The sequence below is a fragment of the Archangium sp. Cb G35 genome (assembly GCF_001896145.1).
Taxonomy (GTDB): Bacteria; Myxococcota; Myxococcia; order Myxococcales; family Myxococcaceae; genus Archangium; species Archangium violaceum.
The window spans coordinates 680065-705909 of the sequence record NZ_MPOI01000002.1; the positions used below are offsets into that span (position 1 = coordinate 680065).

Sequence of the window (25845 nt, forward strand, 5' to 3'; positions counted from 1 at the left end):
ACGCCCCATGTTCCCACGCCACGTCCGAGGGTTGCTCGATTTCTCCCTGGCCATCCTCTGCCTCTGGTGCGCCTGGCACCACACGCCCGCGGGGGCGCTGGTGCGGCGCACCTCGGCCTGGGTCCTCGGGAGCCGGAGCACCGCCCGGCCATTGCTCGCCTACTACGATGGCGTCAGTGGCTCCGGCGTGTCCGCGCCCGCTCTCGTTCCCGTGGCGCCACCCCTCCGGCCCTTCACCGACTCGGAGGCGCTCGCGTATGGCACCCACCTGGCGCTCAAGGGACTCTCGCCCGCGGCCCGGGCTCCCGCCTTCGCGCTCGCCGCGGAACTGGGCATCCCCTCCGCGTCCCTGCTCGACGAGGTCCGCGGTCCCGCCGCCGCCCGCAAGCTGCACGAGTCCCTGGCCAGTGACTTCCCCCACGAGGAGTCCCGCCTCACCGCCGTCTTCGCCGGACCCGTGCCCGCCCGCTATGCCGTCTCGCGCGTCGCGGCCGAGGGCGGTGCCCCGAACCTGGAGCGCCTTTCCAAGCAATTGCCCCCCGGTTACGAGGACGCCACCGTTGCCGCCGCCCAGGCGCTCGCGTTGGCCACGGCCTTCGGTCTCGCGTGGCCCGTGCCGGAGCACACCCCGGTGACGAGCCCCTTCGGTTACCGCCACCACCCCGTGCTGGGCACGCGCAAGCTGCACACCGGCGTGGACCTCGCTGTCCGTGTGGGCACCGAGGTGCGCGCGGTGGCCGAGGGCACCGTGCGCCGCGCGAGCGAGGACGGTGTGAATGGCCGGGTGCTCATCCTCGACCATGGGCGCGGCGTGACGACGGCCTACTGTCACAACTCGGAGCTGCGGGTCCGGCCAGGACAGCGTGTGGCTCGCGGCGAGCTCATCGCCCTCTCGGGCAACACCGGCCGCTCCACCGGGCCCCACCTGCACTACCAGCTCGAGCTGTCCGCGCAGCCCGTGGACCCGCTTCGCTTCCGTCCCAGGCCGAGTCCCGTGGCGAACGAGACGGCTCGCTGATCAGGCCGGGAACTCGCATTCCGGCCACACCGTGCTACCTCATCCCACATGTCCTCGTCCGTCAGCGTGAGGGTCCGCCGCGTGCGCGCCCATGCCGAGCCGTTGCCGTTGCCGCGCTACGAAACCGCGCTGGCCGCGGGGATGGATATACGGGCGGATATCGATGGGGAGCTGACGCTCGAGCCGATGGAGCGGGCGGCGGTGCCCACGGGCCTGGCGCTGGCACTGCCTCCCGGCTACGAGGCGCAGCTCCGGCCCCGTTCGGGACTGGCGCTCAAGCACGGCATCACGTTGTTGAACTCACCAGGTACGGTGGACGCGGACTACCGGGGAGAGGTCCAGGTGCTCCTGGTGAATCTCTCCTCGCGGCCCTTCACGCTCCGGCGTGGCGAGCGCATCGCCCAGCTCGTGGTGGCACCGGTGTGCCAGGTGTCCCTGGTGGAGCTGACGGTGCTGGACGATACCGAGCGGGGAGCGGGGGGCTTCGGCTCGACGGGCCGCTGAGCGGGCGTTCCTTGCCCCCTCTTCGCGCGGCGGGTTAAGACCGTTCGAGGGTGCCTTCTGGAGGCCCCGCGACAGTCCCCCCACCTCCGGGAGTCCGACCGCTGTGCTTTGCCATCGTTGCGGCAGCCAAGTCCCCGACAACAGTGAATCCTGCTCCACCTGTGGACTGAAGCTCTCGGGCGCGGCGGCGGGAGCTGGCCCGCGCCGCCGTGGGGCGAGCGTGGAGGCTCCCTACAAACCCGGGGACGTCTTCGCGAAGCGCTACGCCATCCGCGAGGTGCTCGGACCGGGCCCGGTGGGCCACGTCTTCCGCGCGCTCGACCAGGAGATGGACGTCGAGGTCGCGCTCAAGATCATCAACCCCCGCCTGGTGCAGATGCCCGAGGAGCGCACCCAGTTCTCCTTCGCGCTGCGCCAGGGCAAGAAGCTCACCCACCCCCACCACGTGCGCGTCTACGAGGAGGGCGAGGAGCGCAACCGGCCCTACTTCACCACGCAGCTGCTCGAGGGCATGTCGCTGCGGCGGATGATGGAGCAGCGCGCGGCCCAGGGGCAGCGCTTCTCGGCCAAGGAGGTCGAGCCCCTCCTGGCGCAGCTCGTCGAGGCGCTGAACGCCGCCCACAAGTACGGGCCCCACTCGAACCTCAAGCCCGAGAACATCATCGTCCTGCCGGACATGTTGAAGGTGACGGACTACGGGCTGGCGCTCGGCATTCCCCGGCTGCCCTTCGTCCAGGCCCAGAAGGCCTGGCGCGTCGCGAGCTACATCGCCCCGGAGTACGCGGAAGGCGGCGAGCTGGACACGCGGATGGACCTCTACGCGCTCGGCGTCATCGTGGGCGAGCTGCTCACCGGCCTGACGCCCGAGGAGGGCGAGGTGCCCGAGCTGCAGGCCCACGACCCCGAGCTGCCGCCGGGCGTGGAGGCCCTCTACCGGCGGACCGTCAACGCCAATCCGCTCGCGCGGCCGAAGACGGCGAGCGAGTTCCTCTCGGAGTTCTCCGCGGCCCTGGCGCGTCCGAGGCCGCCGTCCGCTGGCACGGCGAAGCCCGCGGCGGGAGCACAGGCCCCGGGGGCAGCCCGTCCCCGCCCCAAGCCGGTGCCCTTCAGCCTCACCGCCGAGCTCGCGACGGCCGCTCCGCTGGGCGATGACATGCTGCCCCCGCCCGTTCCCACTGCCGAGCTGCCCGCCCTGGCGGCTCCGACGATCCAGGTGCCCGTCGTGGGCGGCGGCCCCACCCAGGAAGCGGTCCCCAAGGCCACCCTCCCGGAAGTCCCCGTGTCGCGCACCGCCACGCTCGAGGCGCCTCGCGTGGATTCCGCGCCCACCGAGCTGCTGACCGCCGACAGCATCGAGCAGCGGCTCGCCTCGAAGGCCCAGGAGAACGCGCGTCCGTTGGATGCCACCCAGCCGCTCGACTCGGCGACGCTCGCGGCGATGATGGGCCGGGCTCCCAAGCCCGCGGCCGCTCCAGCGCCCAAGCCGCGCCCGGCACCGGCTCCTCCTGCTCCCGCCGCGCGCGCCGAGCCCCAGCCCCGGCCCGAGGTGCACGCGCCTCCCGCACGCGTGGCTCCCCGGAAGGTGCCCGCGGCACCGGCTCCCCGCTCCCGCTCCTCCACGGTGGCGCTGGTGCTGCTGACGCTCGCGGGCCTCGGCCTGGGCGCGGCGGGTGGGTACTGGCTGCTGTGGAAGATTCGTCATGGCTCCCAGCCGGCTCCCCAGGCTCCCGCGCCCTCGGGGGAGGCGAAGCCATGAGGCGGTGGGGTTGGCTCGCCCTGCTGGTGCTGTGGGCGCCGCTGGTGGCCGCCTCGGAGCCGGCGAGGCCCCGCGTGGTGGTGGTGAAGTCCGCCGGGCTCGCTCCCTACGCGGCGGTGGTGGCCGGCTTCGGCGCGGAGGTGCGCGCCGAGGTGGTGGAGATGACGCTGGAGGACAGTGCCCAGGCGGCGGCCCGGGCCTTTCAACGCATCGCCTCGCAGAAGCCGGCGCTGGTGCTGGCCATCGGCCCGCTGGCGGCCAACACCGCCCGCCGCACGTTGGACAAGCAGATCCCCGTCCTCTTCGCCATGGTGCCCTACTACGAGAAGTACGGCCTGGAGGGCCCCAACATCACCGGCATCGCGCTCACCAGTGACTTCCGTCCCGAGCTGGCCGCGCTCAAGTCCGTGGCCCCCTCGGCGAAGCGGGTGGGCATCCTGCATGACCCGCGCTTCTCCGCCGGGCTGGTGGAGGCGGCGCAGTCGGCCGCGGGTCCGCTGGGCCTCACCATCGTGCCGCTCGCGGCGGACGCGCAGGGCAAGGCGGAGAAGGTGCTCGCCGGCTCGAAGGAGAAGGTGGACGCGTTGCTCATGGTGGCCGACAAGACGGTGGGCAACGCCGCCGTCGTCCAGGAGCTCATCGCCTTCGCGACCGCTCAACGCCTGCCGCTGGTGGGCCTCACCCCCAGCCAAGTGAAGGAGGGCGCCACGCTCGCCCTCGCGCCCAGTCCCACCGCCATCGGGCAGCAGGCGGGACGGCTGGCCAACCGCATCATCCATGAGAAGGTCGATCCCGGAGCGCTGGCCGTGTCGCAGCCCGAGGGAATGGACCTGGCCGTCAATCTCTCCGCCGCCAGCAAGCTGGGAGGCTCCAGGGACGTGGTGCTGGAGCTGCTCCGGTTCGCGGCGAAGCGGGACTTCCCCGTGAGGGTCTTCGAGTGATTCCGCGTTACAGCCGCAAGGAGATGTCTTCTCTCTGGACCGACGTGGCCCGTCTGCGCCGCTGGCGCGACGTGGAGCTGGCCGCGCTGGAGGGCATGGTGGAGCAGGGCATCGCCCCGCGCGAGGCGCTCCAGGACTGCCTCGATCGCGCCGGTGACTTCAACGAGGCGGATGCCGCCCGCATCGAGGAGATCGAGCGCACCACCAAGCACGACGTCATCGCCTTCCTCACCTTCATGGAGGAGCGCATCGGGCCGAGCGCCCGCTGGCTGCACCTGGGCATGACGTCCTCGGACGTGCTGGACACCTCGCTGGGCCTGGTGCTGCGCGATGCGGTGGACCTCATCCTCCAGGGGGTGGGGCGTGCCATGGCCGCGGTGGAGAAGCGCGCCTTCGAGCACAAGCGCACGCTGATGATGGGCCGCAGCCACGGCATCCACGCCGAGCCCATCACCTTCGGGCACAAGCTGGCCATCTGGTACGACGAGCTGCGCCGCGCCGAGGCCCGCCTGCTCCGGGCCCGCGAGGTCATCGCCGTGGGGAAGATTTCCGGCGCGGTGGGCACGTTCGCGCACCTGCCGCCCGCGGTGGAGGTGTTCGCGTGCAAGAAGCTGGGCCTCACGCCCGCGCCGGCGTCCAGCCAGATCGTCCAGCGGGACAGGCACGCCGAGTACTTCTCCGCGCTGGCGCTGCTGGGCTCGAGCATCGAGAAGTTCGCGGTGGAGATCCGCCACCTGCAGCGCACCGAGGTGCGTGAGGCCGAGGAGCACTTCACCCCGGGCCAGAAGGGCTCGAGCGCGATGCCGCACAAGCGCAACCCCATCCTCTCGGAGAACCTGTCCGGGTTGGCGCGGCTGCTGCGCGGCTACGCGGTGAGCGCGCTGGAGGACGTGGCGCTCTGGCACGAGCGGGACATCTCGCACTCGTCGGTGGAGCGCGTGATTGGCCCGGATGCGACGATCGTGGCCGACTTCATGCTGCACCGCTTCGCCGGGCTGATGGAGAACCTGCGGGTCTACCCGGAGAACATGCAGAAGAACCTGGATCTGCTGGGCGGGGTGGTGAACTCGCAGCGGATTCTGCTGGAGCTGGCGCGGAAGGGGATGGATCGCCAGGCGGCGTACGTCATCGTGCAGCGCAACGCGATGCGCATGTACGAGCAGGGCGTGTCCTTCCGGCAGGCGCTCGCGGAGGATCAGGATCTGCTCAAGGTGATGAAGCCGGAGGAGATCGAGGACTGCTTCTCGGCCGGCTACCACATCAAGCACGTGGACGACATCTTCCAGCGGGTGTTCGGCCGGAGCGAGTAGTCACCGTACACAGAGCCCCTCACCGTGCCCCTCTCCCCTCGCCCTCCGGGAGAGGGACGGGGTGAGGGTATCCGTTCCCGTTCTCCAACCCGAGTCACGAGGCATGGCCCACCACGTCCTGTTCCTACCCGGTGCCGGTGGCGCCGCGTCTTTCTGGCATCCGCTCGGAGCGTTGCTGCCGGCGAGCTGGCGCAAGACCTACCTGAGCTGGCCGGGTCTGGGTCACGAGCCGCATGAGCCGGCGCTCCAGGGGATCGACGATGCGGTCGCGCATGCCGCTCGCGCGCTGGAAGGACCGAGCGTGGTCGTGGCGCAATCGATGGGAGGGGCCGTGGCCGTGCGGCTGGCGCTCGCCCATCCGGATCGCATCAGCCATCTGGTCCTGACGGCCACTTCCGGCGGCATGGATGTCGCGAGTCTCGGCGCCAGCGATTGGCGCGGTGACTATCGCGCGGAATACCCGAAGGCGGCGGACTGGATCCTGAATGAGAGGACGGACCTCTCGGCGGAGTTCCACCGGATCTCCCTCCCGACGCTGCTGCTCTGGGGTGATGCCGATCCGATCAGCCCCGTGGGGGTTGGCCGTCAGCTCGAGCGGCTGTTGCCCAGGGCCCGGCTGCGGGTGCTAGCGGGCGGGGACCACATGTTCGCCCGTGACCGCGCAGGGGAGATTGCCCCGTGGATCGCGGAGCATCTCCTCACATAGCGGCCCGGCCCCACGTCGATGGCTCCTGAGCTTCAGCTCGAGGGAGGAGTCCAGTACCGGTCGATGACGCCCTGCATGTAGGTCCGGCCGACCGGGTTCATGCTGTGCACACGCGGACGCGTCCGGGGCCAGCGCTGGTGCTCGGCCATCCAGCGCACCAGTTCGCTGCCGTCCCCGGTGTCCTCGCCGAGGTCGTGGTCGAGAGACATCTCCTCCACGGTGTGCTCCTGGAGGAGCCGCTTTGCCTCCTCAATCGTCTTTGCCCACGTCCACCCTTCCGGTGGCACCCGGAGGTCATCGAGCCAGAGCTTCATCGCTGTCTCCTGGGTGTCTTGACGGACGGGCGGTACGGAACTGGAGAGCATCCAGGCCTACCGCCCGCTGGCGCGCCCCAGGCCCTTGGACCCGGATGCCACCGGCGGGGAGGGCGCGCGGGCTCACCGGGAGATGAGCTGGTTGGCCGCGCCTCGGGTGACCACGGCCTGCGCGACGATGGCGAGCTGTTGCTGGGCGGTGGCGGTGTTCATCAGGGCCAGGCTGACCGCATGCGCGGAGGCCTGGAGCACCTGGGCGATGGCGAACCCGGGTGCGATCTCGATCAATGCCTGAGCACTCTTTTCGGCCTGGGCGAGCAGGGCCTCGGGCGAGAGCGCCGCGGGAGCGGGGGCCTCGGGTGGGGCGGCCGCGGCCGGGACGGTGCTCGACGCGGGAGCCGCGGACGCGGCGGGCCGGGGGACGTTGGGGGTGGGTATACCCCCCTGGGAGGCCAACGCGAGGATGCTCTGCTGCTGCTGCTCGAGCACGCGGTTCAAGGTCGTGAGGGCGTGGGCGCTGGCGTCCACGATCAGGGTCAACTCCCGGGCGAAGTCCTGAGCGCTCTTCGTCATGGTGTGCCTCCTCACTTCGAGCCAGCGGGATGGGAGTAGATGGAAGTGGTGGCGACCCCGGTCGATGCCGTATCGATGCTGAGGAGGGTCGCGACGCCCTGGGTGGTGCTGGCCTGCATGGTCACGTAGCCCTCCTGCTGGGCAGTGGTGGCGTTGTGGGCCGCGTTGGAGAGCGCTTGCGAGGTCGCCACGAAGAGGTTGCCCATGGCGATGGCGGGGGCATCTCCGAGCACCTTCGTGTTCGCTTGCGACACTGAATCGGTGATCTGGTCATTGACCGCGGTGGGGAACGCCATGTTCTGCCTTTCCGGGTGAAGGGGTTGAAGCAGCCCGGAGTCTGCCACGGGTGGCGACCGGTGGCAGTCACGCACTCCGTCACTCAGCCCCGCGGCAGGCGGACGGTGAAGGTCGAGCCCTTCCCGGGGCTGCTTTCCACCTGGATGGTGCCGCCATGCAGCTCGACGATCTGCCGCACGATGTAGAGCCCCAGGCCGAGTCCCCCATAATGCCGTGAGGACACCGCCCGCTCGAACCTTCCGAAGATGAAGGGCAGGCGTTCGGGGGAGATGCCAATGCCCCGATCGCGCAGGGTGAGCACGGCCGCCCCATCCTCGCGGGCCACCGTCACCTCGATGGGCGCCTGCGCGCCATACTTGATGGCATTGTCGAGCAGGTTCGTCACGATCTGCTCGAGCCGGACCCGGTCCCATTGACCCACCACGGGGGTGTCGGCCCGCAGCGAGAGGGGCGTGTGCGTACGCGCCAGCACGCTTCCGAGCTGGGCCACCACATCCCGGACCACTCCCGAGAGATCCACTTCCTCCAGCTCGAGCTGGATGTGATGGGATTGCAGCCGCGAGACGTCCAGGAGGCTGTCGATCAACAGGGACAGGCGCTTGCCCTGCCGCTCGACTCCATCCAGGGAGGCCGCCACCGTCTTCCATGGGGGCTCCGCGCCACCGCGGGCAAGCCGGAACAGGCGCTGGATGCCAAGGCGCAGCGCGGTGATGGGGGTGCGCAGCTCGTGCGAGGCAATGGAAAGGAACTCGTCGCGGGCCTGAATGGCCTCCTGGGACTCCCGGTAGAGACGGGCATTGTCCAGTGCGAGCGCGGCGCGCCAGGCGAGATCCCCGGTCAGCATCACGTCCTCGGAGCGGTAGCGGTCCGGGCGCACCGAGGCGAAGGTGAGCGCCCCCATGGTCCGGCCACGGGCCACCAGGGGCACGGAGAGCCACGAGCGCAGCCCCAACTCCCGCACGGTCTCCAGGTGCGAGCGCTCGTGGTCACACAATGCCCGCATCCCTTCCTCCCCGGGCTGCACGGAGAGCACGAGCGGGCGCCGGTTGCGGATGACCTCGGCGATTCCCCCCGGCTTCTCCAGGTCCGGCACACACTCCTCCAGCGGTCTCGCGTTCGGCTCCTTCGAGAACTCGGCGTGGGCCGTGGCGGCCCGCGTGACGTGCAGGTCTTCTCCCACCAGATCCACCGCACACCACTCGCCGAGGACGGGCAGTCCCAACCGGGCCACCGTCGCCAGCGTGGCATCGTAGTCCAGCGAGTCGGCCAGCACGCGGCTCGCCGAGGAGAGGAACTCGGAGCGGCGCCGCGCCTCCTCCGCCGCGGCGCGAGCCTCCTTCTCCTGATGCAGCAGCCGATCCCGCTCCTGCTCGGCCATGCGGCGGCGGGTGATGTCACGCCCGAGGACGACGAGTCCCTTGCGCTCTCCGTTGGGGTAGTACAGGGGCACCTTGGTGACATCTATGACGCGGGGGCTTTTGCCCGGTTGGGAAATGATCTCCTCCACGCGAGTGGGCCGTCCCGCGTCCCAGGTCCGTTGATCACTGGCGTAGCAGGCGATGAGCGCCTCCCGGAAGAAGTCGTTACGGCGGGCGAGCTCGAGGTCCGTCAGTCCCTGGTATCCCGCTCGCGACAGCTGGAAGAGTTGGAGCCCCGTGTCGTTCGCCTCGAGCCAGCGTCCATCGCCATCCTTCAGGTAGATGGCGTCCGACGTCGTTTCCAGGAGCGTGCGCAGGCGCTCCGCGCTCGTCCGCAGCTCTTCCTCCTCCCGCCGCTGTTCAGTCACATCGAGCGCGATGCCGAGCGTCCCCGTGCAGGTCCCTTCCTCGTCGAAGGCCGGCTCGACGCGCACCTCGAAGGTGCGGTGGGACCACTCGGTGTCGTAGCGCGCGGGCTCTCCTCCGAGGGCATGGTGGTGGGCGGCGAGCATCGAAGAGGAATCCTCGCCCGCACCGAGGACGTCGAGCAGCGGCCTTCCCTCCAGCTCCAGGCCCGGTCCGGCCAGCTCCGAGCCGGCGGTGGCGATGAATCGCAACTCCCGGTCGGTGAGGTACAGGAAGGCGGGCACCTGAGCGAGCAGCTGCCGCAGTCCGGACTCGTGCTGCTGGAACTCGTCGCCGGCGAACAGGGGGCCCCTCATGGGCTGAGTCACTCCCGCCAGCTCCTGGATCCGCCCCGATTCATCGCGAATCCCCCGGATGGAGGTCAGGCACCACCGCGAGCCCCCGTTCATCGCGGCGGAGCGGTGGAGGCAGCGCCGTGCCCGCCCGTCTGCCGCCACCTCGCGCAACACCGCCAGCGTGTGCTCCCGGTCTCTGGGATGCACGAGCTCCATCAGGAAGAAGGGGCGGGGGCTGGCTCGCTCCGAGGGCTGCCTTGGGGACGGATGGGTGACCTGTTCCACCTCCGCCTTCCAGAAGACTGGGGAGGGCAGGGGGGACGCGAGAAGCGGAAGCCACCCTTCCATCTCCGGGGATGAATGCGCCACCTCCTGACAATGGGAACCTTCCGGCGCGTCTCCACGCGACTGGCTGGCGAGCCCCAGGATGTCCCCTTCATCACCTGCTTCTCGTCCGGACCCTGGGTCCGCCTCGGTGAACGGGTACTCCTCGCCAAGGGTGTATTCCGGGGATGAACCGTGAGTCCCAGTTCATTCACCTGGCGTCAAACCCGCCCCGCCCCCCGAACTCCATGAAGATCCACGCCCTCGGCGCAACCATCGGCGCTTCGCTCCTCACCCTTGCGCTGGCCGTTCTGGCCGCTCCCAGCGATACCCTGGCTCGTGGCACGTACTTCCATACCGAGGTCCATCCTCCTCACTGGATGCCATGGACCTCCTCGCGCTCCAGGCGAAGCACAGCGGCCAGTGCCTGGGCATCGCGGGGGCCTCCATGGATGAAGGTGGGTTCCTGGTCCAGTCACCGTGCGCCTGGACGGCGAACGAGAGCTTCCGCTTCGCGCCGTGAACCGGCCGGAGGTGTGAGGTGCGGAGGCAGGCCGCGTCAGGCCAGCCACTCGAGGGTGGCGAGCCAGGCCGCGGCCCCCTCGGGGTCCGTCTCCTCGTAGTGCGTTTCGCGCAGGGAGAGCACCCGCCAGCCGGAGCCGAAGGCGGCCCGCAACGCCTCAGGGGAGATGGCGCGGGGTCCCTCGCGGAAGTAGAGGGCGTGGTAGCGCCCCCCGGGGTTCAGCGAGCTGGCGAGACTGGCGGCGAAGGTGGGCCGATCCGCCGGCTCGAAGACGTGGAGCAGCGCCGAATCGATGATGGTGTCGAAGCGCCGGCCGAGCCCGGCCAGCCGCAGCGCGTTGCCCACGCGCAGGTCCACCTCGAGCCCCCGTCCACGCGCCTGCTCGCGAGCCCGGGTGATGGCGGGCTCCATCATGTCCACGCCGCTCACCCGCAGGCCCTGGGCGGCCAGGAAGAGGGCGTTCTCCGCGAAGCCGCAGCCCACGTCGAGGACGTCGCCACGGATTTCTCCCGCCTCCCACAGTTCGACGATGGCGCGCTGCGGGCGCCGGATGTCCCAGGGGGCCCCCTGCGTGTAGGCGGCTTGGAAGAACGCGCGCCGCACCTCGTCCACCTCGGGCCCGCCGTGCTCCTTGCCGCTCATGCGCTCACCTCTCGAGGAAGGGACCCCGTACCGCTCCGGATCGCGCGCGGGTGCGGGAGGATGCGGACGCCCACCGGCTGCAGGGCGAGCGCAGGGCGGGACCTCACCGCGCAGTCCGGCGCCAGCTCCAATCGGAATCGTCTCGCCACGCACGCGGTGATGAGCACCAGTTCCAGCATCGCCAGCGGCGCGCCGATACACAGACGCGGTCCGCCGCCGAAGGGGAACCACGCATACTTGGGGAGCTGTTTGATGGACTCGGCCAACCAGCGCTCGGGCCGGAAGGCCTCGGGCTCCTCGTAGTAGCGCGGGTCTCGGTGCGTCACCCACTGGCTGACGCCCAGGGTGGTGCCCGCCGGCACGTGGAAGCCGCCGAGCTCGCAGTCGCGAATGGCCTCGCGGCTGGTGATCCACGCGGGCGAGTAGAGCCGCAAGGACTCCTTCACCACCGCCTCCGTATAGCGCAGGCGTGACAGGTCTTCGGCGTGGGGGACCCGGCCGTCCAGCACCTCGTCCAGCTCGGCCACCAGCTTCGCCTGGACCTCGGGGTGCTGGGCCAGCAGGTAGGTCGTCCACACGAGCCCATCCGCGGTCGTCCCATGGCCGGACATGATCATCGTCGCCAGCTCGTCGCGCAGCTGCTCCTCGGACAGGGTCTGCTCGGCGGACAGGAGGATGCCGAGCAGATCCTGGGGCTCTCCGGGACGCTCGCGGTAGCGGCGGACGATGCCGGCGAGCACCGTGTCGAGCTTCCGCAGGGAACGGCGCAGGCGCACATTGGTGGGCGTGGGCATCCACATGGGGAAGCGGAACGGGCTGCCGGTGAGACGCATGATGGCATCCACCGCGGCGGCCACGTGCCGTGCCTCGTCGTGAATGGGGGTGTGGAAGAGGAAGCGGCTGACGATGTCGAGCGACAGCTCGGACATCTCGCCGTAGATGTCCCGGGGCTCACCGGGCCGCCAGGAATCCAGCAGGTGCTCGGTGAGGGAAATGACCTTCTCGCCGCACGCGGTCACGTACTTGCGATGGAACGCGGGCTGGACGAACCGGCGCTTGCGCAGCCAGTCCTCGCCCTCGCTGTTCATCATCGCCTCGGGAAAACCGACGTGCGAGCGCTTGCGCGCCTCCTGCCCGACGATCTTCACGAAGTGGCCCTCGCCGTTGACGAGCACCTTCTCGATGAGATCCGGGTGGGCGAGCAGGTAGTTGCTCTTGCCCAGCCGCACCACGTCGCCGTACTCGCGGGCGCAGCGGGTGAGGAAGCCCAGGGGGTCCTCGGAGAACGGCACCAGGTTACCGGTGATGAAATGGCCCTTGGGCCCTGGGGGAAGGAGCGCGGTCGGCATGCACGGACTCCTATGCTTCCATGGCCGCTCAGCCGGGCCCGCTCCGCCCGACTGGGCGAGGGAGGAGTCCTCCCCCGCCAGCCGGTGACGATCAGTAGTAGATGTAGGGAGCCGACAGCTTGTCGGCCCGAGCAACGCGCAGCATGACGGCCAGGGAGTAGACGATCTTCTTCATGGGGCTTCTCCTTGAGTCTGGGGGAATTGCCGCGAACTGCCTTCGCTGACCGTCTCCGGCCAGTGGCTCTTAGGTCGCACGATTGTCATTGCAACTCAAGCCTTGCTCTCGGAATTCGAGAAAGCGTTGGAAATTTGTGCCGAAACGAAAGTCTCGATGCGTCAGGCCTGACTTGAGGCGGCCGGAGGGAATGTCTCCCATTCAACGGGTGGGGGAAGTGGCCGCCGGTTTCGTCTGGAGTGCGTCTCGCAGGGGGACGACCTTCGTCTGGGAGAGGTCCACGGACGTGAGGAAGTCGGTGTCCGAGGAGCGCTCGCGCAGCGCCGCCAGATGGGCCCGGAGCCGGCTCTGGCGCTTGTCTTTGCGCGGATGCTCGGTGGAGAGCCCCTTGTCCGGCAGCTTCGACAGGAAGGCCACGTATTCCTCGGGCGCGTAACCGGCGGCCGCCATCAACTCCACGGCCTCGGTGTCGGCGGTGTACTCGTCCTCCTCGCCGAAACCCTTCTCACTCAAACGCGCGACCACCCCGTGCGTGATGGCCTGGATTGCCTTCTGGCTCAGCGTGTTGAAGTCGAAGTTCGCCTGGGTGGCGAGCTGGTTGAACAGACCGCGCAGCTCGGCGGAGGGAATCATCTGCCCGAGTCCGCCCACCGCGCGGCCGATCTCCTGCACCTTGTCCTCTCCGAACTGCTTCAAGGGCTTCGTCCGCTCGGTGGTCACTCCGTCCTCGCACTGCTCCACGAGGTACCGCTGGTACTCCCGCATCGCGTGCTTGCCGGTGATGTGAGCAATCTCATGTGCCAGCACACCCGCGAGCTGGGCCTCGTTGTCCAGTTGCGCGAGCAGGCCCTCGGACACGAAGACGTAGCCGCCGGGCCCGCTCACCGCGTTGACGCCGTCGGACTGGAGCACGCCGAACGTCCAGGGCAGACCCGGCCGGCTGGATTGGGCCGCGAGGTTCTTGCCAATCTTGTTGAGTTGCACGTGCAGCGCTTTGGCGCCCTGCCGGCGCGTGAGCCCGCCTCCCCGGCTCACCCAGTCGACGCTCACCGCGCCGCCGAATGCGTTCTCCTCCTCGTAGGAGATGGCACGGGCCTTCAGCGCGTCGCAGTCCTTCTGCATCGCATCGGCGCGGAGATCCGCCTCCTCCGACTGCCTCGCGAGCTGCCCCAGATCTCCGTGGGACTGGCCCACCACCCGGCGCAGGGCGGCGCAGCCCGGAATGCCGCCCAGAAGCAGGCACGCCACGAGGGTAGTCACCTGGCGCCGTGCCATCACTTCCCTCCCTTCTTCTTGGCGGGGGAACGGCGCGCCACCTGGGGACGGCCCACCACCTCGGGCAGCCCTCCCGCGCGGGCGTACTCGGCCACCTGGGCCGTGTCGATGGAGGCGGCGAGCGACTCGAGCGCGATGAGCTGCTGGACGCTCTCGGGCCGGTTCAGCGTCTTGCCATACGCGATGGCTCCGGGCCCCAGCGCCTTGACGGCCGCTCCCGAGGAGGCGAACGCCTCGGGGGACAGCGGCTTGTCCGGGCTCTTGCTGGTGACCTCCAGCGAGGGCGGCGAGACGGAGAGGTTGGCCTGGTAGACGAAGCCCTGCACGGGGGCCTTCTTGTCCACCGGCACCGTCACCTTGTACCAGGGCGTCTTGCCTTCCCGGCTGTCGTACGTCACCGCCTTGCCGGGTTGCAGCACCACGAGCGTGTCCGCGGTGGGGCTGCTGGAGACCTTCAGGTGGGTGTTCTTCGCCTTGATGTACAGCGTGCCTCCGGGCTTCACGGCCAGGGCGGTACCCGGGACGGCCAGGCACACCAGCGCGAGCAGGGGAGGAAGTTTCTCGAAGCTCAAGGTCACTTCTCCAGGCTCACCACCCCATCGAAGGGGAGGGAAGGGGGATTCAACGCGTAACGCTCGCACCGCGCAAGCAGGGCCCGGCTGGGGCCATCCTCCGGGTCCGCCGCGAGCGCCTCCTTCAGCAGGTGGATCGCCTCCTCGAAGCGGGCCTCCCGGTAGAGCGCGAGGGACTGGTGGTAGCGCTCCACGGTGGCGCGCTTCGCCGCGGGCAGAGCTCCGGCGCGCGCCAGCAGCTCGTACACGGTTACCGCCTCCTGCTTGCCGGCCACCCGCACCCGGTCCAGCTCCCGCGCTTCGATGTGCTCGCGCGCCATCGCATAGGTGAGCGGGCCGATCATGATGGTGGTGTCATAGGCCTTGTTGGCGCCCTCCAGCCGGGCGGCGAGGTTCATCCCGTCCCCGATGGCGGTGTAGTCCAGCAGGTGCTCGCTGCCGAAGTTGCCCACGAACATCTCCGCCGAGTTGAGGCCGATGCGGGTGTAGACGTCGGGCAGGCCCTCCTTCTGGAATTCGGCGCGCAGGGCGTCCACCTCGTCGCGCACGGCGAGCGCCGCATGGCAGGCCCGCACCGCGTGGTCCGGGATGTTCAGCGGCGCGCCGAAGAGGCACACCACCGCGTCGCCGATGTACTTGTCCAGGCAGGCCCCGTGCGCCATCAATACCTCGCTCACGCGGGTGAGGTAGCGGTTGAGCAGGGCCCCCAGCGCCTTCGGGTCATCCTTGAAGCGCTCGCTGAAGGAGGAGAAGCCGCGGATGTCGGAGAAGAAGGCGGTGATCTCCCGTGTCTCGCCCTCCAGCGAGGGCAGCTTCTGCTGCTCCACGAGCTGATCCACCAGTGTCTTGTCCAGGAAGCGGTTGAAGGACAGACGGAGCCGCTCACGTTCGCGGTTGGCGAACATGTGGTTGAAGGCCACCGCGGACAGCGCGGCGAGCTCCCCCGCGTAGATGGGCATGGCGCTCAGCAGGTGTACCCGGCCGTGCTCGAGGAACAGGCCGGTGACGAGGAAGAAGCCGAAGAAGAGCAGCAGCGGCCAGGCGAGCTCCAGCATGGGCACGCGCACCAGCGTGACGAGGGCCACGGAGAAGAGCGCCACGAGGAAGGTGAGCAGCAGGGAGGCCGGGTAGGGTGCCTGGGTGATGAAGCCTCCGGACAGGAGTGACTCCAGCATCACCGCGTGTTTGACGAGGCCGGGCGCACTGCTCTGGAAGGGCGTGGCCTTCACGTCGCTGGTGCCCACCGAGAGCCCGCCCACCAGCACCACCTTGCCGCGGAAGGTGCCCTCGGGGATGACGGGCACGTAGGGCGTGCCCTCGCGCTGGTGCTGCTGACGGCGGGCCCAGTCCTCCAGCACGGCGTAGACGCTCAGCGCCTCGAAGCGCTCCGTCCACGTGCCGCCGAAGTCCAGCTCGGCGCTGCCGTCCGCGTTGATGGGCAGCTCGCGCGAGCCGATCCGCAGCCTGCCCGGCGTCAGCTCGACCCGCTCCGCGCCCAGGATGTCCGCCACCGCGGCCAGCGACAGCGTGGCGTAGGTGTTGGCTCCGTCCGAGTAGGCGAAGCGGGTGCGGCGCAGGCGCCCGTCCCCGTCCTCCTCCTGCAGGACGAGCCCGAAGCCCGGTGTGACGCGCACCAATCCGGGCAGGGGCGTCACCGGGTAGCGCATGAGCCGGGAGCCCGTGTCGCCCGGCTTCTGCTCCAGCGAGGGCAGCGCCAGGCCGGGGTGGTGAACGGGGAAGGCGAGGGCCCGGGCCACTTCCTCCGGCTTCAAGGGCGGAGGGCCCTCCGTCCCGGTGAACTCGTCGAAGTCCTCTTCCCCGGCCTCCACGGCGGCCGGGCGGACCTCCGGCGCGGGCGGCGTGGGCCGGTGGGGCAGCCGGTTGACGGGCTCCACCCGGGGCAGGATGGGCTGGCCGGCGTTGATGCTGAATCCGAGCGTGAGGGGAATGCCGCGCTCCTCCAGCACCTGCGCGAGGGCCAGGTCGTTGCTCTCGTCGGTGCCCCGCTCGTCCATCACACCGTCGAAGACGATGGCCCGGGCGCCCTCGTCCACGAGGTGCTCGAAGACGCGCGCCCACAGGTTGCGCGAGTACGGGTAGACGCCGTAGTTGCGGACGTACGTCTCGTTGTCCCGGATGCCCTGCAACGTCTTGTCGTCGATGCCGACGATGACCACGTCCCTCGAGCGCGGATGGCCCCGGGTGAAGAAGGTGAGGCCCTGGTCGTAGACGCCGAGCTCGGCCTCGCTCATCCGCAGCAGATCGTACCTCTCGCAGAGCGCGGCGAAGGCGGTGGAGAGCACGGCCGCCAGGAGGATGAACTTCCAGCTATGGCGCAGCCGTAGGGCGTGGACATGGAGGAAGGGCTTCACGGGCGGGCTCGGAGGAGGCGGAGCGTCATCGGCCCGGCATGTTACGGTGTTACGGAAGTAACGTCCGTTTCCGTGTGTGACGTCTCGGCGCGCTACGAGACTTCGTCCCGCGCGGGCTCTGGTTCGTCGGCCTTGTGACCAGCTTCTCGTGGGCTTGCGGCTTCCCGTCGAGCAGGCGTTCTAAACTTAGCCCTTGCGCTAAGTTTCATCCGCCACCATACTTAGCTCCATGGCTCAGCATTCGGAGCAGCTGAATGGCATCTTCCAGGCGTTGGCCGACCCCACTCGCCGAGCGGTGTTGGGACGGCTGGGCAAGGGCCCCGCGAGCATCAGCGAACTGGCGAAGCCTTTCGACATGGCCTTGCCGTCCTTCATGAAGCACATCCAGCTCCTCGAGGAGAGCGGGTGGATCCGGACGCGCAAGGAAGGCCGCGTGCGGACCTGCGCCCTTCAAAAGAAGCCATTCGCCGCTGTCGAGACATGGCTGGCCGAACAGCGTTCCCTCTGGGAAGGCCGTACCGACCGGCTCGAGTCGTTTGTCACCACCCTCCAGAAAAAGGAAGAACCCGAATGAGCCCCTCTGTGAATCCAGAACTCGACCTGACGATCTCCCGAGTCATCAAGGCGCCCCGGTCGGCCATCTGGCGTGCCTGGACGGACCGCGCGAGCTTCGAGCAGTGGTGGGTTCCCGCGCCGGCCCGTTGCAAGGTCCAGGAGATGGAGCTCCGTCCCGGTGGTTCACTCGTCACGCTGCTCAGCGAGAACGGTGGCGACTTCGTGCCGCATCTGCGGGGTTGTTTTCTCGCCATCGACGAGCTCGAGCGGCTCGTCTTCACGAATTCCCTGGTGGGTGAATGGCGGCCCGCCGAGGAGCCCTTCATGACCGCGATCATCACTCTGCGGGAGCATCCGCAGGGCACCGACTATGTCGCCCACGTGATGCACAAGAGCAACGCCGATCGGGCGATGCATGAAAAGATGGGCTTCCACGACGGGTGGGGCACCGTCACGGAGCAGCTCGCCCGGCTCGTGGAGCGGCGGTCGTAGCCAGGCCCATCGTCAAACCGGCTCTGCAGCGGGAGCCTGGTCAGGTTCGTGCCATCACCGGAAAGCGATGGGGCCCGGGCGGTGGCACCAGGTTGCGGACGAAGAGCCAGGCCTCCGTGTCCTCGCCAAGGACGCTCGCCTGGGGCCACCAGCGCTCGGGCGTGAAGCCGAAGTGGATCGCGGTGATGGGCTGATCGATCAACCTCGGGATGTGGGGGCGCAGGTCGAAGGGCTCGCGGGCGAAGATGTCGTCGATATACAGCGTGCCGTTCTCGACCCCGGCGAACACCCAGGCCTCGGCGCTCAGCTGGCGCAGCGGCCGGGAGAAGGCATTCGCCGCATACCAGCTCGCGATCCTCGCATGGCCTTGAGAGCCGAAGCGCCCGGTCACCGCGAACCCCTCGTCCGACAGGGAAACCAGTCCCGCGCGGATGGAGGGCTCGGCCAGCTCGAGCACCGGCGCGGGCTCGCCTCCCGGCGTCGCGTGGAACGCGGCACCGAACAGCTCCTGCTTCCAGGGGATGAATCCGAAGCGGGGATAGAAGCCCGTCACGTTCTCGTTGGCGAACAGCAGCACGGGAGCCGCGCCGCAGGCGTCGAGCGCCGCCTGCATCACCACCCGGGACAACCCCTGGCCACGGTGGGAGGGCACGCAGCCGACCGCGCCGAGCTGGTAGCCGGTGAGCTCGCGCTCCCCGACACACAGCCGCATCCTCATCACCGATGCGTTGGCCACCACACGTCCTTCGTCGAGCACGGCGAAGGCGCGGTAGTCATCGTTCCACTCACCCCACTCGCACCAGCGCCGGAAGTCCACGGTGCGGAAGACCTGCGGCACGTAGTCACAGAATGCGGCTTGCAGTGCGTGGTCCCGGTGGCCGATTTCCACGATGGCGGGAGTCGTCATGACCGGACTCTCCGCAATGTGCCAGGCCTCCGCAAGTGACTCTGCTTACGCGGAGTCCTCGCGCACGTTCTACGCTCTCGACCCCTTGCTCTTCGGCACCGGGTGCGTGGTGTTGTAAGCCACCGCTGCGCGCAGCAACGCCTTGAGTGCTGCCGTGTCGAGCTTGTCTCCCTCGCGAAGGTCGATCGCCCGCCACTTGCCTCCCTCGAGGCCCCCGTTGAAGAGCTTCTTGGGGTCGGGGAGCTTGGAGCCGTGGAAGAACGTGATCTTCACCTTGTCCTTGTGAGGGTTGGCGAGAACGTACATCCCGTCGTGCGACCACACGGGAGTGCCCATCCACTTCCAGTCTTCGGCCACTTCGGGGTCGACCTCGTGGATGAGCTTGCGGATTTCGGCCAACCTCACCCCTCGCCAATCGCCCAGGCTCGCGATTCTCTGGTCGATTCGCTCGGATGCGCTCATCGGGTCTGATGCGCTGGCGGCAGCCTTGCCCGGCTTTGCCGCCTTCGTCGCGACACGCCTGGCGGCGGGCTTCTTCGCGACCGTCGCGGTCTTCTTGCTCGCGGCCGTCTTCTTCGCCGCGGCTTTCTTCGTCGTCCTGCCGGACATCGCCTTCGCTCCGGGTGCGATCATGGGTGCTGCTCGCTCCCGGCCGCCGTTGCGTTGGCCCTGCGCCACCTGGTCACATACGGCAGCGCAAACAAATACAGACCGCTGAACAGGAGCAGAATGAGGGGGAACAGCGCCAGCAAGCCCACCAGCATGGCGGACTGACTCTGTCCCGCTTCCGCGCCGGGCTTCTGGGTGATCATGGCGACGATGTTGGCAATGACAGCCAACGTGAAGGCAATGGACAGCCAGCGGTGGGTTTCGCGAATCAATCTGGTCCAGTTCATGAGCTCCTCCCGAGCAGGTCGACGAGCTTCTCGCCCATCATCTTCCAGCCGTAGCGTGCACCACCGAAGTTCTGCTTCTGGTCAGGCCTGAAGCCAGACTGCTCCAAGAACAACCGGGTGCCCGACGCCGTGGGCGTCAGGGTGAAGGTCACGACGGTGTCGATGAAGTCGCCGACGACCCACGCGTAGCTGAGCTTCTTGTGCTTTTCGATCTCGAGGAACCGGCAGTTCACGGTCCCGTCCCAGCCGGGTTGCGGCTGCGCCTTGAAGGTGAATGCGGACCCCGGCTCGAGCTTGAGCTCGACGATGGGGAGAAGCCACTCGTTGAGGAGCTCGGGGATGGTCAGCGCTCGCCACACCTTCTCCGGCGGGTGATTCAAATCGAACTCGAATGAGATGGCCGCGGTTTGTGATGGGGCGGTCTTGTCGATGGGGTTCATTGGTCCATTTTCTCGAGGAGTTGTTCGAGGCGGTCCACGCGCTCCGTCCAGAAGGCGCGGTAGTGGGAGATCCAGTCGATGAGTGGCTTCATTCCTTGCGGCTCCACCCGGTAGTAGACGCAGCGCCCCTCGCGCCGGCCCGTCACCAGACCGGCGTCTTTCAGGGCGGCGAGGTGCTGCGAGACCGCCGGCTGGGAGATGTCGAAACGCGCCGTGAGGTCCTTCACCGCGGCTTCGCCACGCGTGAGCGACTCGAAGATCGCCCGACGGCTGGGGTCCGCCAACGCCTGGAAGATCTTGTTTTCGAGTTCGGCCGCGCTCTCCATGCCCAACAAATAAGCCAGCGCTTATTGGTCGTCAAGTCCTCAATTCGGACCCACCGCGTCGGGCGTGCCCCACGTCCTCCCGTGAAAGCGAGGCGTCGACGGCTTCGTGCGCCTTCCGGTCAACTCGAGCACTCTTTCCAGCCGGGTCCGAGCACCGCTGGCCGCGGCTTCCTCCCCTCCCTCTCCTTCGGGCTCAGGGCGGCGGGTTGCTTCCAGTGGGGGCGGCGGGAATCGAACCCGCGCCGGGCGGTGCGAAACTCCCAGCAGAATCGCGCCCTTACCTCGCAACCGCCCGGAATGCTTGGGAGTCGATATCCCGCCGCGTCCCCTCCTATCCCGCTCCGTTCCGACCCATTCCGCACGCTCCCGCGACATACGTGCAACATGGCGGGGGCTGCCCATCTCCCGTCGCTAGACCATCCCGGGCTGTGTGACTCGCCGCTCCCGTGACCGTCCTAAACGTGCAGCTATCTCCTGCTGCCGGGTTTCTGTGCCGGAGCTACTGCGACAGGGGGCATCGACTCTGACGGGCTGCGAGAGTTCAACTGAGGTGACGTCGGAGAGGCTTTTCGAGGCGCGAGCCGCCTGGATACCCAGCCCCCCTCCAGTCACAGGCAAGCGGTCCCTATTCCGGCACCGTCCGCGAGCGCGCGCCCACTGGCACGGCTAGCGCCCTGGCAGTCAGCACGACCGAACTGCCGCTGCCTTACTCGTCCTCTGCTAGACCCAAGCCGCAGCAGCCGCGCCGGTGGAGCCCTCTAGCGCGCCCCAGGTTCGCGCCTCACCGTCCACCGACCCGGAGGAGGCCGAGGCGTGCAAGCTCGTGCTAAGCCAAGACAAGTAATTCCGTTCAGGGGGCCCAGCGCCAAGGCTCGATTTCTCGACCTCAGCGGTTGTCCCCTCGACCGAACTTAGTTCGGCTGGCTTCCTACTACGTGGTCACTTCCCCCGGCTCCCGAGTGGCTTCCCATTCTGGAGAGGCCCTTGGACACAGTAGGGGACTCCTACAAATGGTTCTCCCTTCAGACACGCCCGATGTGACCGAGTAGCATTAGCTCAATTCTTCAGCGATCGCTTTGATGTCCGCCACTGACCACTGATCTGTCACCGAAACGCTGTCGGAATGATGCGGCTTGATCAAAAGAACGCGTCCTGTCTCGGATCTAGAATCTTTTGTCGCCATTGTTCGAGCCTCGGCCTCGTCTCTAGCAGCGACCCACTTGCGACTTACGACCGACGCTCGTTCATTGGCAATTACGTACACCGACCACAGTTTCACTAGGTTCTCCCTCGAAAGCCGCAGGATCGAAATCGATCGCGTGCGTAGGCTACTGTTCGGATGCGAGCAGGCCAGCGCCTCCATGGCTTCTTGGGACTCGCGAGCATCTCATGGCGGCCTAACGGTGGCGTGTGTCCTGGTCTGAGGGGCAGAAATGATGACTTCTAAACAACTGTCAGGGCTTAAGTACTGGCTCCAAATCGAGGTCGAGTTTCTCGACGAATCCATCATCCACGAGCTTCTCCAGTAGCTTCTCGTTCCTGACATTCACCAGAGCGGTTGCGTCTTTCCGAATCGGCTTGCCGACTTCCGCAAACGCATCCGGTACATCAAGTGCTTCACCTTTCCCCAGATTGGTAAACAGTGCTTTATATTCGTCTTTGACCCGATATTTAAACGGCGCCATCTTCCTTCTCCTTGTATTTTTTCACCTGCTTAAAATAGCGATCTTCGTCTTCCCTGGAAACTTCGCGCTTTACCTCGAATTCACGCTGATCCCAGAGCACACGCATGCCCAAAATCTTGGGGCCGAACGCGACACGGGCTCCGAGTTTAACGATCTTTTCGCCAGTAAGTACGCCCCAGATGTCCGGGTTTTCTTCTTCGATTTCGGCCTCAGCTTCTGGGGTAAGAAACAGGTAAACAGGCTCATCGCCACGGCGCCTTGCCTCTTTCTTCAGGCGCACAATACGCTCACGGATGTTCGAATCAGGCATGCGCGATTTATAGCAGCCGCCTCTGCCTTCGCTACGGATTTCTACGGCCCTATTTCGTAACGATGGTCAAAATTGAGCAGACCAGCGATAGAGGGGCTACACACCCCTGTCCTGTTTCGCCCAAGTACAAAACTACACAACGGCAACGTGGATCCGATTCATAAGGTCAACAGGCGAACACTGGCGCCAGAATGGGCTAGCCTTCTCTCCTGCTTGGGGGAACTTCACCACGCGCGAGCAGGCCCAGCTGGCACTCTTCGAGTACATCGAGGTCTTCTACAACCGGCAGCGGCGGCACTCGACCCTGGGCTATGTCAGTCCAGTTAACTTCGAGCTTGCAGCCTTACCGCTGAAGTTGGCAGCATAACCCCACTGTCCACGTCAGCGGATCAAGCCCAGCATCACCCCACTGTCCACGTCAGCGGATCAAGCCCACGGCGCCGCCTCTGCCCGAAGATGTTGCAGAAGTGGTCTCGCGGGTAAAGTGGGCACATGGAGAGCGTCCCCCTTTTAGACCGTCCCGATTCCGTCACCTCTTATGAAGAGGTTGTCGACAAAGCGAACCGCGTGAAGGCGCTTCTCGAATCGAGGCAGATTCGGCTGAATCCCGCCAGCGTGTTGGGGCAGCTTATGAAGAAGGCCGAGGCACTCTCGAGAGAGTGGAAGCTTGGCGAGCGAAATCAGGGGTGGCAAGACCGGCTGTTCTCGGCGCTGCACGTCAATCGCATCTGCAGCGCAGTCTTGGGCGTGGCCGAGGATCCTGGGGCGCAGGAAGCACTGAAACGCGTCGCGTCGAACGACATGAACCTTCCCATGCACGATCAGTCGCAAGGCAAAGACGCATTCTTCGAGATCGAGCTGGCCGACTACCTGCTTCGCCATGGCATGAAAGCCGTTCTGGCAGAGCCCGACATCCTCCTGAAGTTGGACACCGGCGATTACCCCGTCGCGTGCAAGAAAATCAACTCGGTCGCCAATCTGGAAGTGCAGCTGAGGAAGGGCGCTCGCCAGCTTCGCCCATTCGGCGGCGCGGGCCTCATAGGGCTCAATGTCGATTTGCTTGTCCCCGAGAACAGAATCTTGGTCAAGAACACCGCGGCCGAGGCCAACGCGGAGTTGATTTCTCTGATTGACAAGTTTCGTGAGGAGAGCAGGCTCGTCCTGCAGAAGCCAGTTGCAAAGAAGGCCTGCGACGGCATCTTGTTCACCATCACCGCGATGACCCATGTGGAGCAGATGAGGCCGCAGGTCAGCTACTACACGCAAACCGACTTCTGGACCCTGAGCGATGCAAATCCTAAGGGGCGGCAGCGCGCGTTAGCGTTCGCGCAGATCCTCGGGCAGGCGATCAAGGCGAGGCGCGACGCTGCCCGCCAGTGACGCGTTGGCTTTCCCCATCGACAGATCTCACGAGCATAGGAAGGACAGGAGCCCTATTGGGCGTAGCGGACGGGAGCAGAGCGGGAGGTGAGGGACGCTGACGGGTAGCTCATGAGCCGCACTCCTTCTCCTGCGCTGTCGAGCCCCCTTCCAAACCCTTGAAATCTCTGGGGCTTCAAACCGTCCGGTGTTCTAGCGCCCTGTTGCCTGCACCACGCGCGAGGATGAGCTGCCCGCTGCGTTGGCGCTCGCCCTGGCCCGAGCTGCGGCTGCGGCACCCGTCCCCCTTCCGTGCCCCCGGCGCGCTCGTTCGTAGCTATCGGGGCGCGCTGTCATACTCCGACCGGCCCTACCAGGACCCGCCAGGTCCTAGCTCCGGGAGGACCCGGCCATGCGTCTCCGAGCGTGCTTCGCACTTCTGCTCTTTCTCTCAGCCTGTACGACGACCCCCCCAAGCCCAAGAGAGCCAGCGGCCCGCGACCCGAGGCTCGCCAACCTCCAGCGAGCGGCGAAGCTGCCCTGGACGGACGGGGGGCAGTGTGCCGTCCGCGAAGCTTCTGAGCCCTGGCCCGTGCTGGCGGAGCGGTGCTTTTATGCCCTCGACCATGACCGGGTTCGGTTTCGGGACATCACGGGCAGATGCGCCCTCGCCTCCGCAGGTGCGGCAGTGGGCGTCGGACTCTGTGTCTTGGCGGCACCGGAGATCATCGTGGGAGCGGTGATCGTCGCGGGCGTGGTGGTGGTGGGATTCGCCATCAAAGAGGCGCTGGATGCGCATGCGCTGGATATGGGCCACCCCGAGGTAAGGCCCGCGCCAGAAACGCGGCCCGTGCCTGAAACAGCGCCCGCCCCGCAGAAACCCTCGCCGGAAAAAAGGCCCAAGCCGGAGCCCAAAGGGCCGGACTTCCCTCCCGTGGGGCCAACCGACATCTCTGAACGAGAGCGACGTCGCAGGTGCGAGCCCATACCGGAACCGCACGCGGGCGAGGATGACGCGCATAACAGGTGCGCCGACCAATTTCCGCCCAACCGTTATCCCGGAATGGATGTGTTCGTGGGCGGCGTGAGTTTCGATGCACTGCAAGTCGGCGTGCGTGTGCTGTGGGAGATCAAGACTCACCGATTTGACGCATACCCTGACTTCATTCAAGACAAGGAAATCAAGAAGGAAATGAAGCAATTACGCAAGCAGCGCGACGCTGCGCGAGACTGCGGATACGACTTCGTTGTTGGGGTCAGCACCGAGGAGCATAAGGCCGCGCTGCTGCGAGAGGATCAGTTCCTTAAAATCGTCGTCACAGGATGCAAACGATGACTACGCGAAAGAAACTCGGCATTATCGTCTATGCTCCTGCTCTAGTGGGCAACGACAGTCGCACGCTCGCTATTGTCCAGGGAATGGAACGAGCGCTCCCCGATTTACGCATGGAGTGGGAGGTTTCTGAAGATGGGCGCCTCATCTCGTTGCCGCAGCGCGATACATGGCTCATCGAGGGGACCAAGGACGGGGAATTCCCTCTGGTGTGCAACGGCGAGGAGAGCTTTCCGGTGACGGTTTATGGTTTACAAACATCCGCCCGCCACTCCCCTGGCGGTCAACCGCTGCTCGATGTCCACGCAAAGCTGCCACTAGACGCAGCCGTTATCGCGGCAGCGGCGGAGATGCTGGAGAGCATAGCGGAGGGTGCTTGTGCATTCTGGGGGCGTGCGACGCCAGACGACGCTGCGGGGGACATCGCGCACCAGACAGCCCCCACGCTGGAAGGGCCGCCGTCCCCACGTCGGGGGCTTCCTGCCCTCAAGCTCCCAGAACAGATCCGCTCGCCCGAAATTCCCTATTACCTCGGGTGGCTGAACTACTGGTCGCCCGCTGCCGCACGGGTCATCGGCTTTCCGGACCCGGCCCGCGACGCGGAGCTGCTGTCACGCGCACGGCGTACCGCGTCGGGCGGGTGGGTTGTGCAGCTCACCGACGCGCCGCTCGACCTGGACAACCCCGCCCACCTGGACGCGCTCAAACGGGCCTACGAGCGCTTCCCGGAGATTGGCGGGCGCGCAGCCCCTTGAGACTCGGCACGGCTCGC

29 protein-coding genes and 1 pseudogene are annotated in these 25845 nt (G+C 67.3%); 13 read left to right on the top strand and 17 right to left on the bottom strand.

Translation table 11 applies throughout. The features are described 5' to 3' along the window. Positions 1–7 precede the first annotated feature (7 nt). The 6 genes from BO221_RS09215 to BO221_RS09240 all read left to right on the top strand — a co-directional run bounded on the left by BO221_RS09215 (position 8) and on the right by BO221_RS09240 (position 6235). A complete protein-coding gene (locus BO221_RS09215; RefSeq protein WP_073560007.1) occupies positions 8–1018 on the top strand; it encodes a M23 family metallopeptidase in 1011 nt (336 codons plus the stop codon). A 48-nt stretch (positions 1019–1066) separates the two neighbouring features. Further along, a complete protein-coding gene (dut, locus tag BO221_RS09220) occupies positions 1067–1522 on the top strand; it encodes a dUTP diphosphatase (RefSeq protein WP_073560008.1) in 456 nt (151 codons plus the stop codon). 220 nt (positions 1523–1742) lie between these two features. Continuing rightward, positions 1743–3278, top strand: a complete 1536-nt coding sequence (locus BO221_RS09225) for a serine/threonine-protein kinase (protein WP_073560009.1) — start codon at positions 1743–1745, stop codon at positions 3276–3278. Beyond that, positions 3275–4219 carry an ABC transporter substrate-binding protein gene (locus BO221_RS09230; RefSeq protein WP_073560010.1) on the top strand — a complete coding sequence of 315 codons (945 nt, stop codon included), beginning with the start codon at positions 3275–3277 and terminating at the stop codon, positions 4217–4219. Before BO221_RS09225 ends, BO221_RS09230 begins: the two co-directional genes overlap by 4 nt. Next, positions 4216–5529: an adenylosuccinate lyase gene (gene purB, locus BO221_RS09235; RefSeq protein WP_073560011.1), complete on the top strand. Its 1314-nt coding sequence runs from the start codon at positions 4216–4218 to the stop codon at positions 5527–5529. The genes BO221_RS09230 and purB overlap by 4 nt, the downstream gene beginning before the upstream one ends. A 103-nt stretch (positions 5530–5632) precedes the next feature. Further along, positions 5633–6235 (top strand): alpha/beta fold hydrolase, encoded by a 603-nt coding sequence (locus tag BO221_RS09240; RefSeq protein WP_073560012.1) that lies wholly within the window; start codon positions 5633–5635, stop codon positions 6233–6235. A gap of 32 nt (positions 6236–6267) precedes the next feature. Here BO221_RS09240 and BO221_RS09245 read toward each other — a convergent pair whose 3' ends face one another. The 4 genes from BO221_RS09245 to BO221_RS09260 all read right to left on the bottom strand — a co-directional run bounded on the left by BO221_RS09245 (position 6268) and on the right by BO221_RS09260 (position 9886). After that, on the bottom strand, positions 6268–6549 hold the full coding sequence (locus tag BO221_RS09245; RefSeq protein ID WP_073560013.1) for a cyclic-phosphate processing receiver domain-containing protein: 282 nt from the start codon (positions 6547–6549) through the stop codon (positions 6268–6270). 123 nt (positions 6550–6672) lie between these two features. After that, positions 6673–7122, bottom strand: a complete 450-nt coding sequence (locus tag BO221_RS09250) for a RebB family R body protein (RefSeq protein ID WP_073560014.1) — start codon at positions 7120–7122, stop codon at positions 6673–6675. A gap of 11 nt (positions 7123–7133) precedes the next feature. Further along, complete coding sequence (locus BO221_RS09255; RefSeq protein ID WP_073560015.1) at positions 7134–7418, bottom strand: RebB family R body protein; 285 nt, start codon at positions 7416–7418, stop codon at positions 7134–7136. 83 nt (positions 7419–7501) lie between these two features. After that, positions 7502–9886: an ATP-binding protein gene (locus tag BO221_RS09260; protein ID WP_073560016.1), complete on the bottom strand. Its 2385-nt coding sequence runs from the start codon at positions 9884–9886 to the stop codon at positions 7502–7504. Positions 9887–10247: 361 nt separating this feature from the next. Here BO221_RS09260 and BO221_RS53545 point away from each other — a divergent pair, with 361 nt between their 5' ends. Then, on the top strand, positions 10248–10385 hold the full coding sequence (locus tag BO221_RS53545) for an RICIN domain-containing protein (RefSeq protein WP_198956077.1): 138 nt from the start codon (positions 10248–10250) through the stop codon (positions 10383–10385). Between the two features lie 36 nt (positions 10386–10421). Here the strand turns inward: BO221_RS53545 and BO221_RS09265 are convergent, their stop codons facing one another. The 6 genes from BO221_RS09265 to BO221_RS09285 form a co-directional block, all read right to left on the bottom strand. Beyond that, positions 10422–11027, bottom strand: a complete 606-nt coding sequence (locus BO221_RS09265) for a class I SAM-dependent methyltransferase (protein ID WP_073560017.1) — start codon at positions 11025–11027, stop codon at positions 10422–10424. Continuing rightward, a complete protein-coding gene (locus BO221_RS09270) occupies positions 11024–12376 on the bottom strand; it encodes a cytochrome P450 (RefSeq protein WP_073560018.1) in 1353 nt (450 codons plus the stop codon). Before BO221_RS09270 ends, BO221_RS09265 begins: the two co-directional genes overlap by 4 nt. A 91-nt stretch (positions 12377–12467) precedes the next feature. After that, entirely contained in the window at positions 12468–12551 is an 84-nt protein-coding gene (locus tag BO221_RS57575; protein ID WP_369406324.1) for a cittilin family RiPP precursor, read from the bottom strand. 201 nt (positions 12552–12752) lie between these two features. Beyond that, complete coding sequence (locus BO221_RS09275) at positions 12753–13826, bottom strand: M48 family metalloprotease (protein WP_073560019.1); 1074 nt, start codon at positions 13824–13826, stop codon at positions 12753–12755. Then, positions 13826–14398, bottom strand: a complete 573-nt coding sequence (locus BO221_RS09280) for a hypothetical protein (RefSeq protein ID WP_073560020.1) — start codon at positions 14396–14398, stop codon at positions 13826–13828. Before BO221_RS09280 ends, BO221_RS09275 begins: the two co-directional genes overlap by 1 nt. A gap of 2 nt (positions 14399–14400) precedes the next feature. Further along, positions 14401–16770: a CHASE2 domain-containing protein gene (locus tag BO221_RS09285; RefSeq protein ID WP_073560021.1), complete on the bottom strand. Its 2370-nt coding sequence runs from the start codon at positions 16768–16770 to the stop codon at positions 14401–14403. A gap of 229 nt (positions 16771–16999) precedes the next feature. Between BO221_RS09285 and BO221_RS09290 the strand changes: the two genes are divergently transcribed. Then, the gene (locus BO221_RS09290; protein WP_073560022.1) at positions 17000–17344 is read left to right on the top strand and encodes a helix-turn-helix transcriptional regulator; all 345 of its coding nucleotides are present in this window, start codon (positions 17000–17002) and stop codon (positions 17342–17344) included. Further along, positions 17341–17817: an SRPBCC family protein gene (locus tag BO221_RS09295; RefSeq protein ID WP_073560023.1), complete on the top strand. Its 477-nt coding sequence runs from the start codon at positions 17341–17343 to the stop codon at positions 17815–17817. Before BO221_RS09290 ends, BO221_RS09295 begins: the two co-directional genes overlap by 4 nt. 40 nt (positions 17818–17857) lie before the next feature. Here BO221_RS09295 and BO221_RS09300 read toward each other — a convergent pair whose 3' ends face one another. From BO221_RS09300 to BO221_RS53555, 7 genes are all read right to left on the bottom strand, one after another. Continuing rightward, positions 17858–18724, bottom strand: coding sequence for a GNAT family N-acetyltransferase (locus BO221_RS09300; protein ID WP_073560024.1), 867 nt, complete (start codon positions 18722–18724; stop codon positions 17858–17860). 69 nt (positions 18725–18793) lie between these two features. Continuing rightward, on the bottom strand, positions 18794–19357 hold the full coding sequence (locus BO221_RS09305) for a DUF1801 domain-containing protein (protein ID WP_233165828.1): 564 nt from the start codon (positions 19355–19357) through the stop codon (positions 18794–18796). Further along, positions 19354–19620: a hypothetical protein gene (locus tag BO221_RS09310; RefSeq protein WP_073560025.1), complete on the bottom strand. Its 267-nt coding sequence runs from the start codon at positions 19618–19620 to the stop codon at positions 19354–19356. Before BO221_RS09310 ends, BO221_RS09305 begins: the two co-directional genes overlap by 4 nt. Next, positions 19617–20060 (bottom strand): SRPBCC domain-containing protein, encoded by a 444-nt coding sequence (locus BO221_RS09315; protein WP_073560026.1) that lies wholly within the window; start codon positions 20058–20060, stop codon positions 19617–19619. The genes BO221_RS09310 and BO221_RS09315 overlap by 4 nt, the downstream gene beginning before the upstream one ends. Beyond that, complete coding sequence (locus BO221_RS09320) at positions 20057–20386, bottom strand: helix-turn-helix transcriptional regulator (RefSeq protein WP_073560287.1); 330 nt, start codon at positions 20384–20386, stop codon at positions 20057–20059. The genes BO221_RS09315 and BO221_RS09320 overlap by 4 nt, the downstream gene beginning before the upstream one ends. A 1454-nt stretch (positions 20387–21840) precedes the next feature. Further along, positions 21841–22071, bottom strand: coding sequence for a hypothetical protein (locus BO221_RS53550; RefSeq protein ID WP_143195344.1), 231 nt, complete (start codon positions 22069–22071; stop codon positions 21841–21843). Then, complete coding sequence (locus BO221_RS53555) at positions 22058–22381, bottom strand: hypothetical protein (protein WP_143195345.1); 324 nt, start codon at positions 22379–22381, stop codon at positions 22058–22060. Before BO221_RS53555 ends, BO221_RS53550 begins: the two co-directional genes overlap by 14 nt. Before the next feature lie 223 nt (positions 22382–22604). Between BO221_RS53555 and BO221_RS09330 the strand changes: the two are divergent. The 4 genes and pseudogenes from BO221_RS09330 to BO221_RS09345 all read left to right on the top strand — a co-directional run. After that, positions 22605–22748 (top strand): annotated as a pseudogene (locus BO221_RS09330) (IS3 family transposase); the annotation flags it as partial. 125 nt (positions 22749–22873) lie between these two features. Beyond that, positions 22874–23761, top strand: a complete 888-nt coding sequence (locus BO221_RS09335) for a hypothetical protein (protein WP_073560028.1) — start codon at positions 22874–22876, stop codon at positions 23759–23761. A gap of 709 nt (positions 23762–24470) precedes the next feature. Next, positions 24471–25076, top strand: coding sequence for a DUF6310 domain-containing protein (locus tag BO221_RS09340; RefSeq protein ID WP_369864588.1), 606 nt, complete (start codon positions 24471–24473; stop codon positions 25074–25076). After that, entirely contained in the window at positions 25073–25828 is a 756-nt protein-coding gene (locus BO221_RS09345) for a DUF5953 family protein (protein ID WP_073560030.1), read from the top strand. Before BO221_RS09340 ends, BO221_RS09345 begins: the two co-directional genes overlap by 4 nt. The last annotated feature ends 17 nt before the right edge of the window (positions 25829–25845 follow it).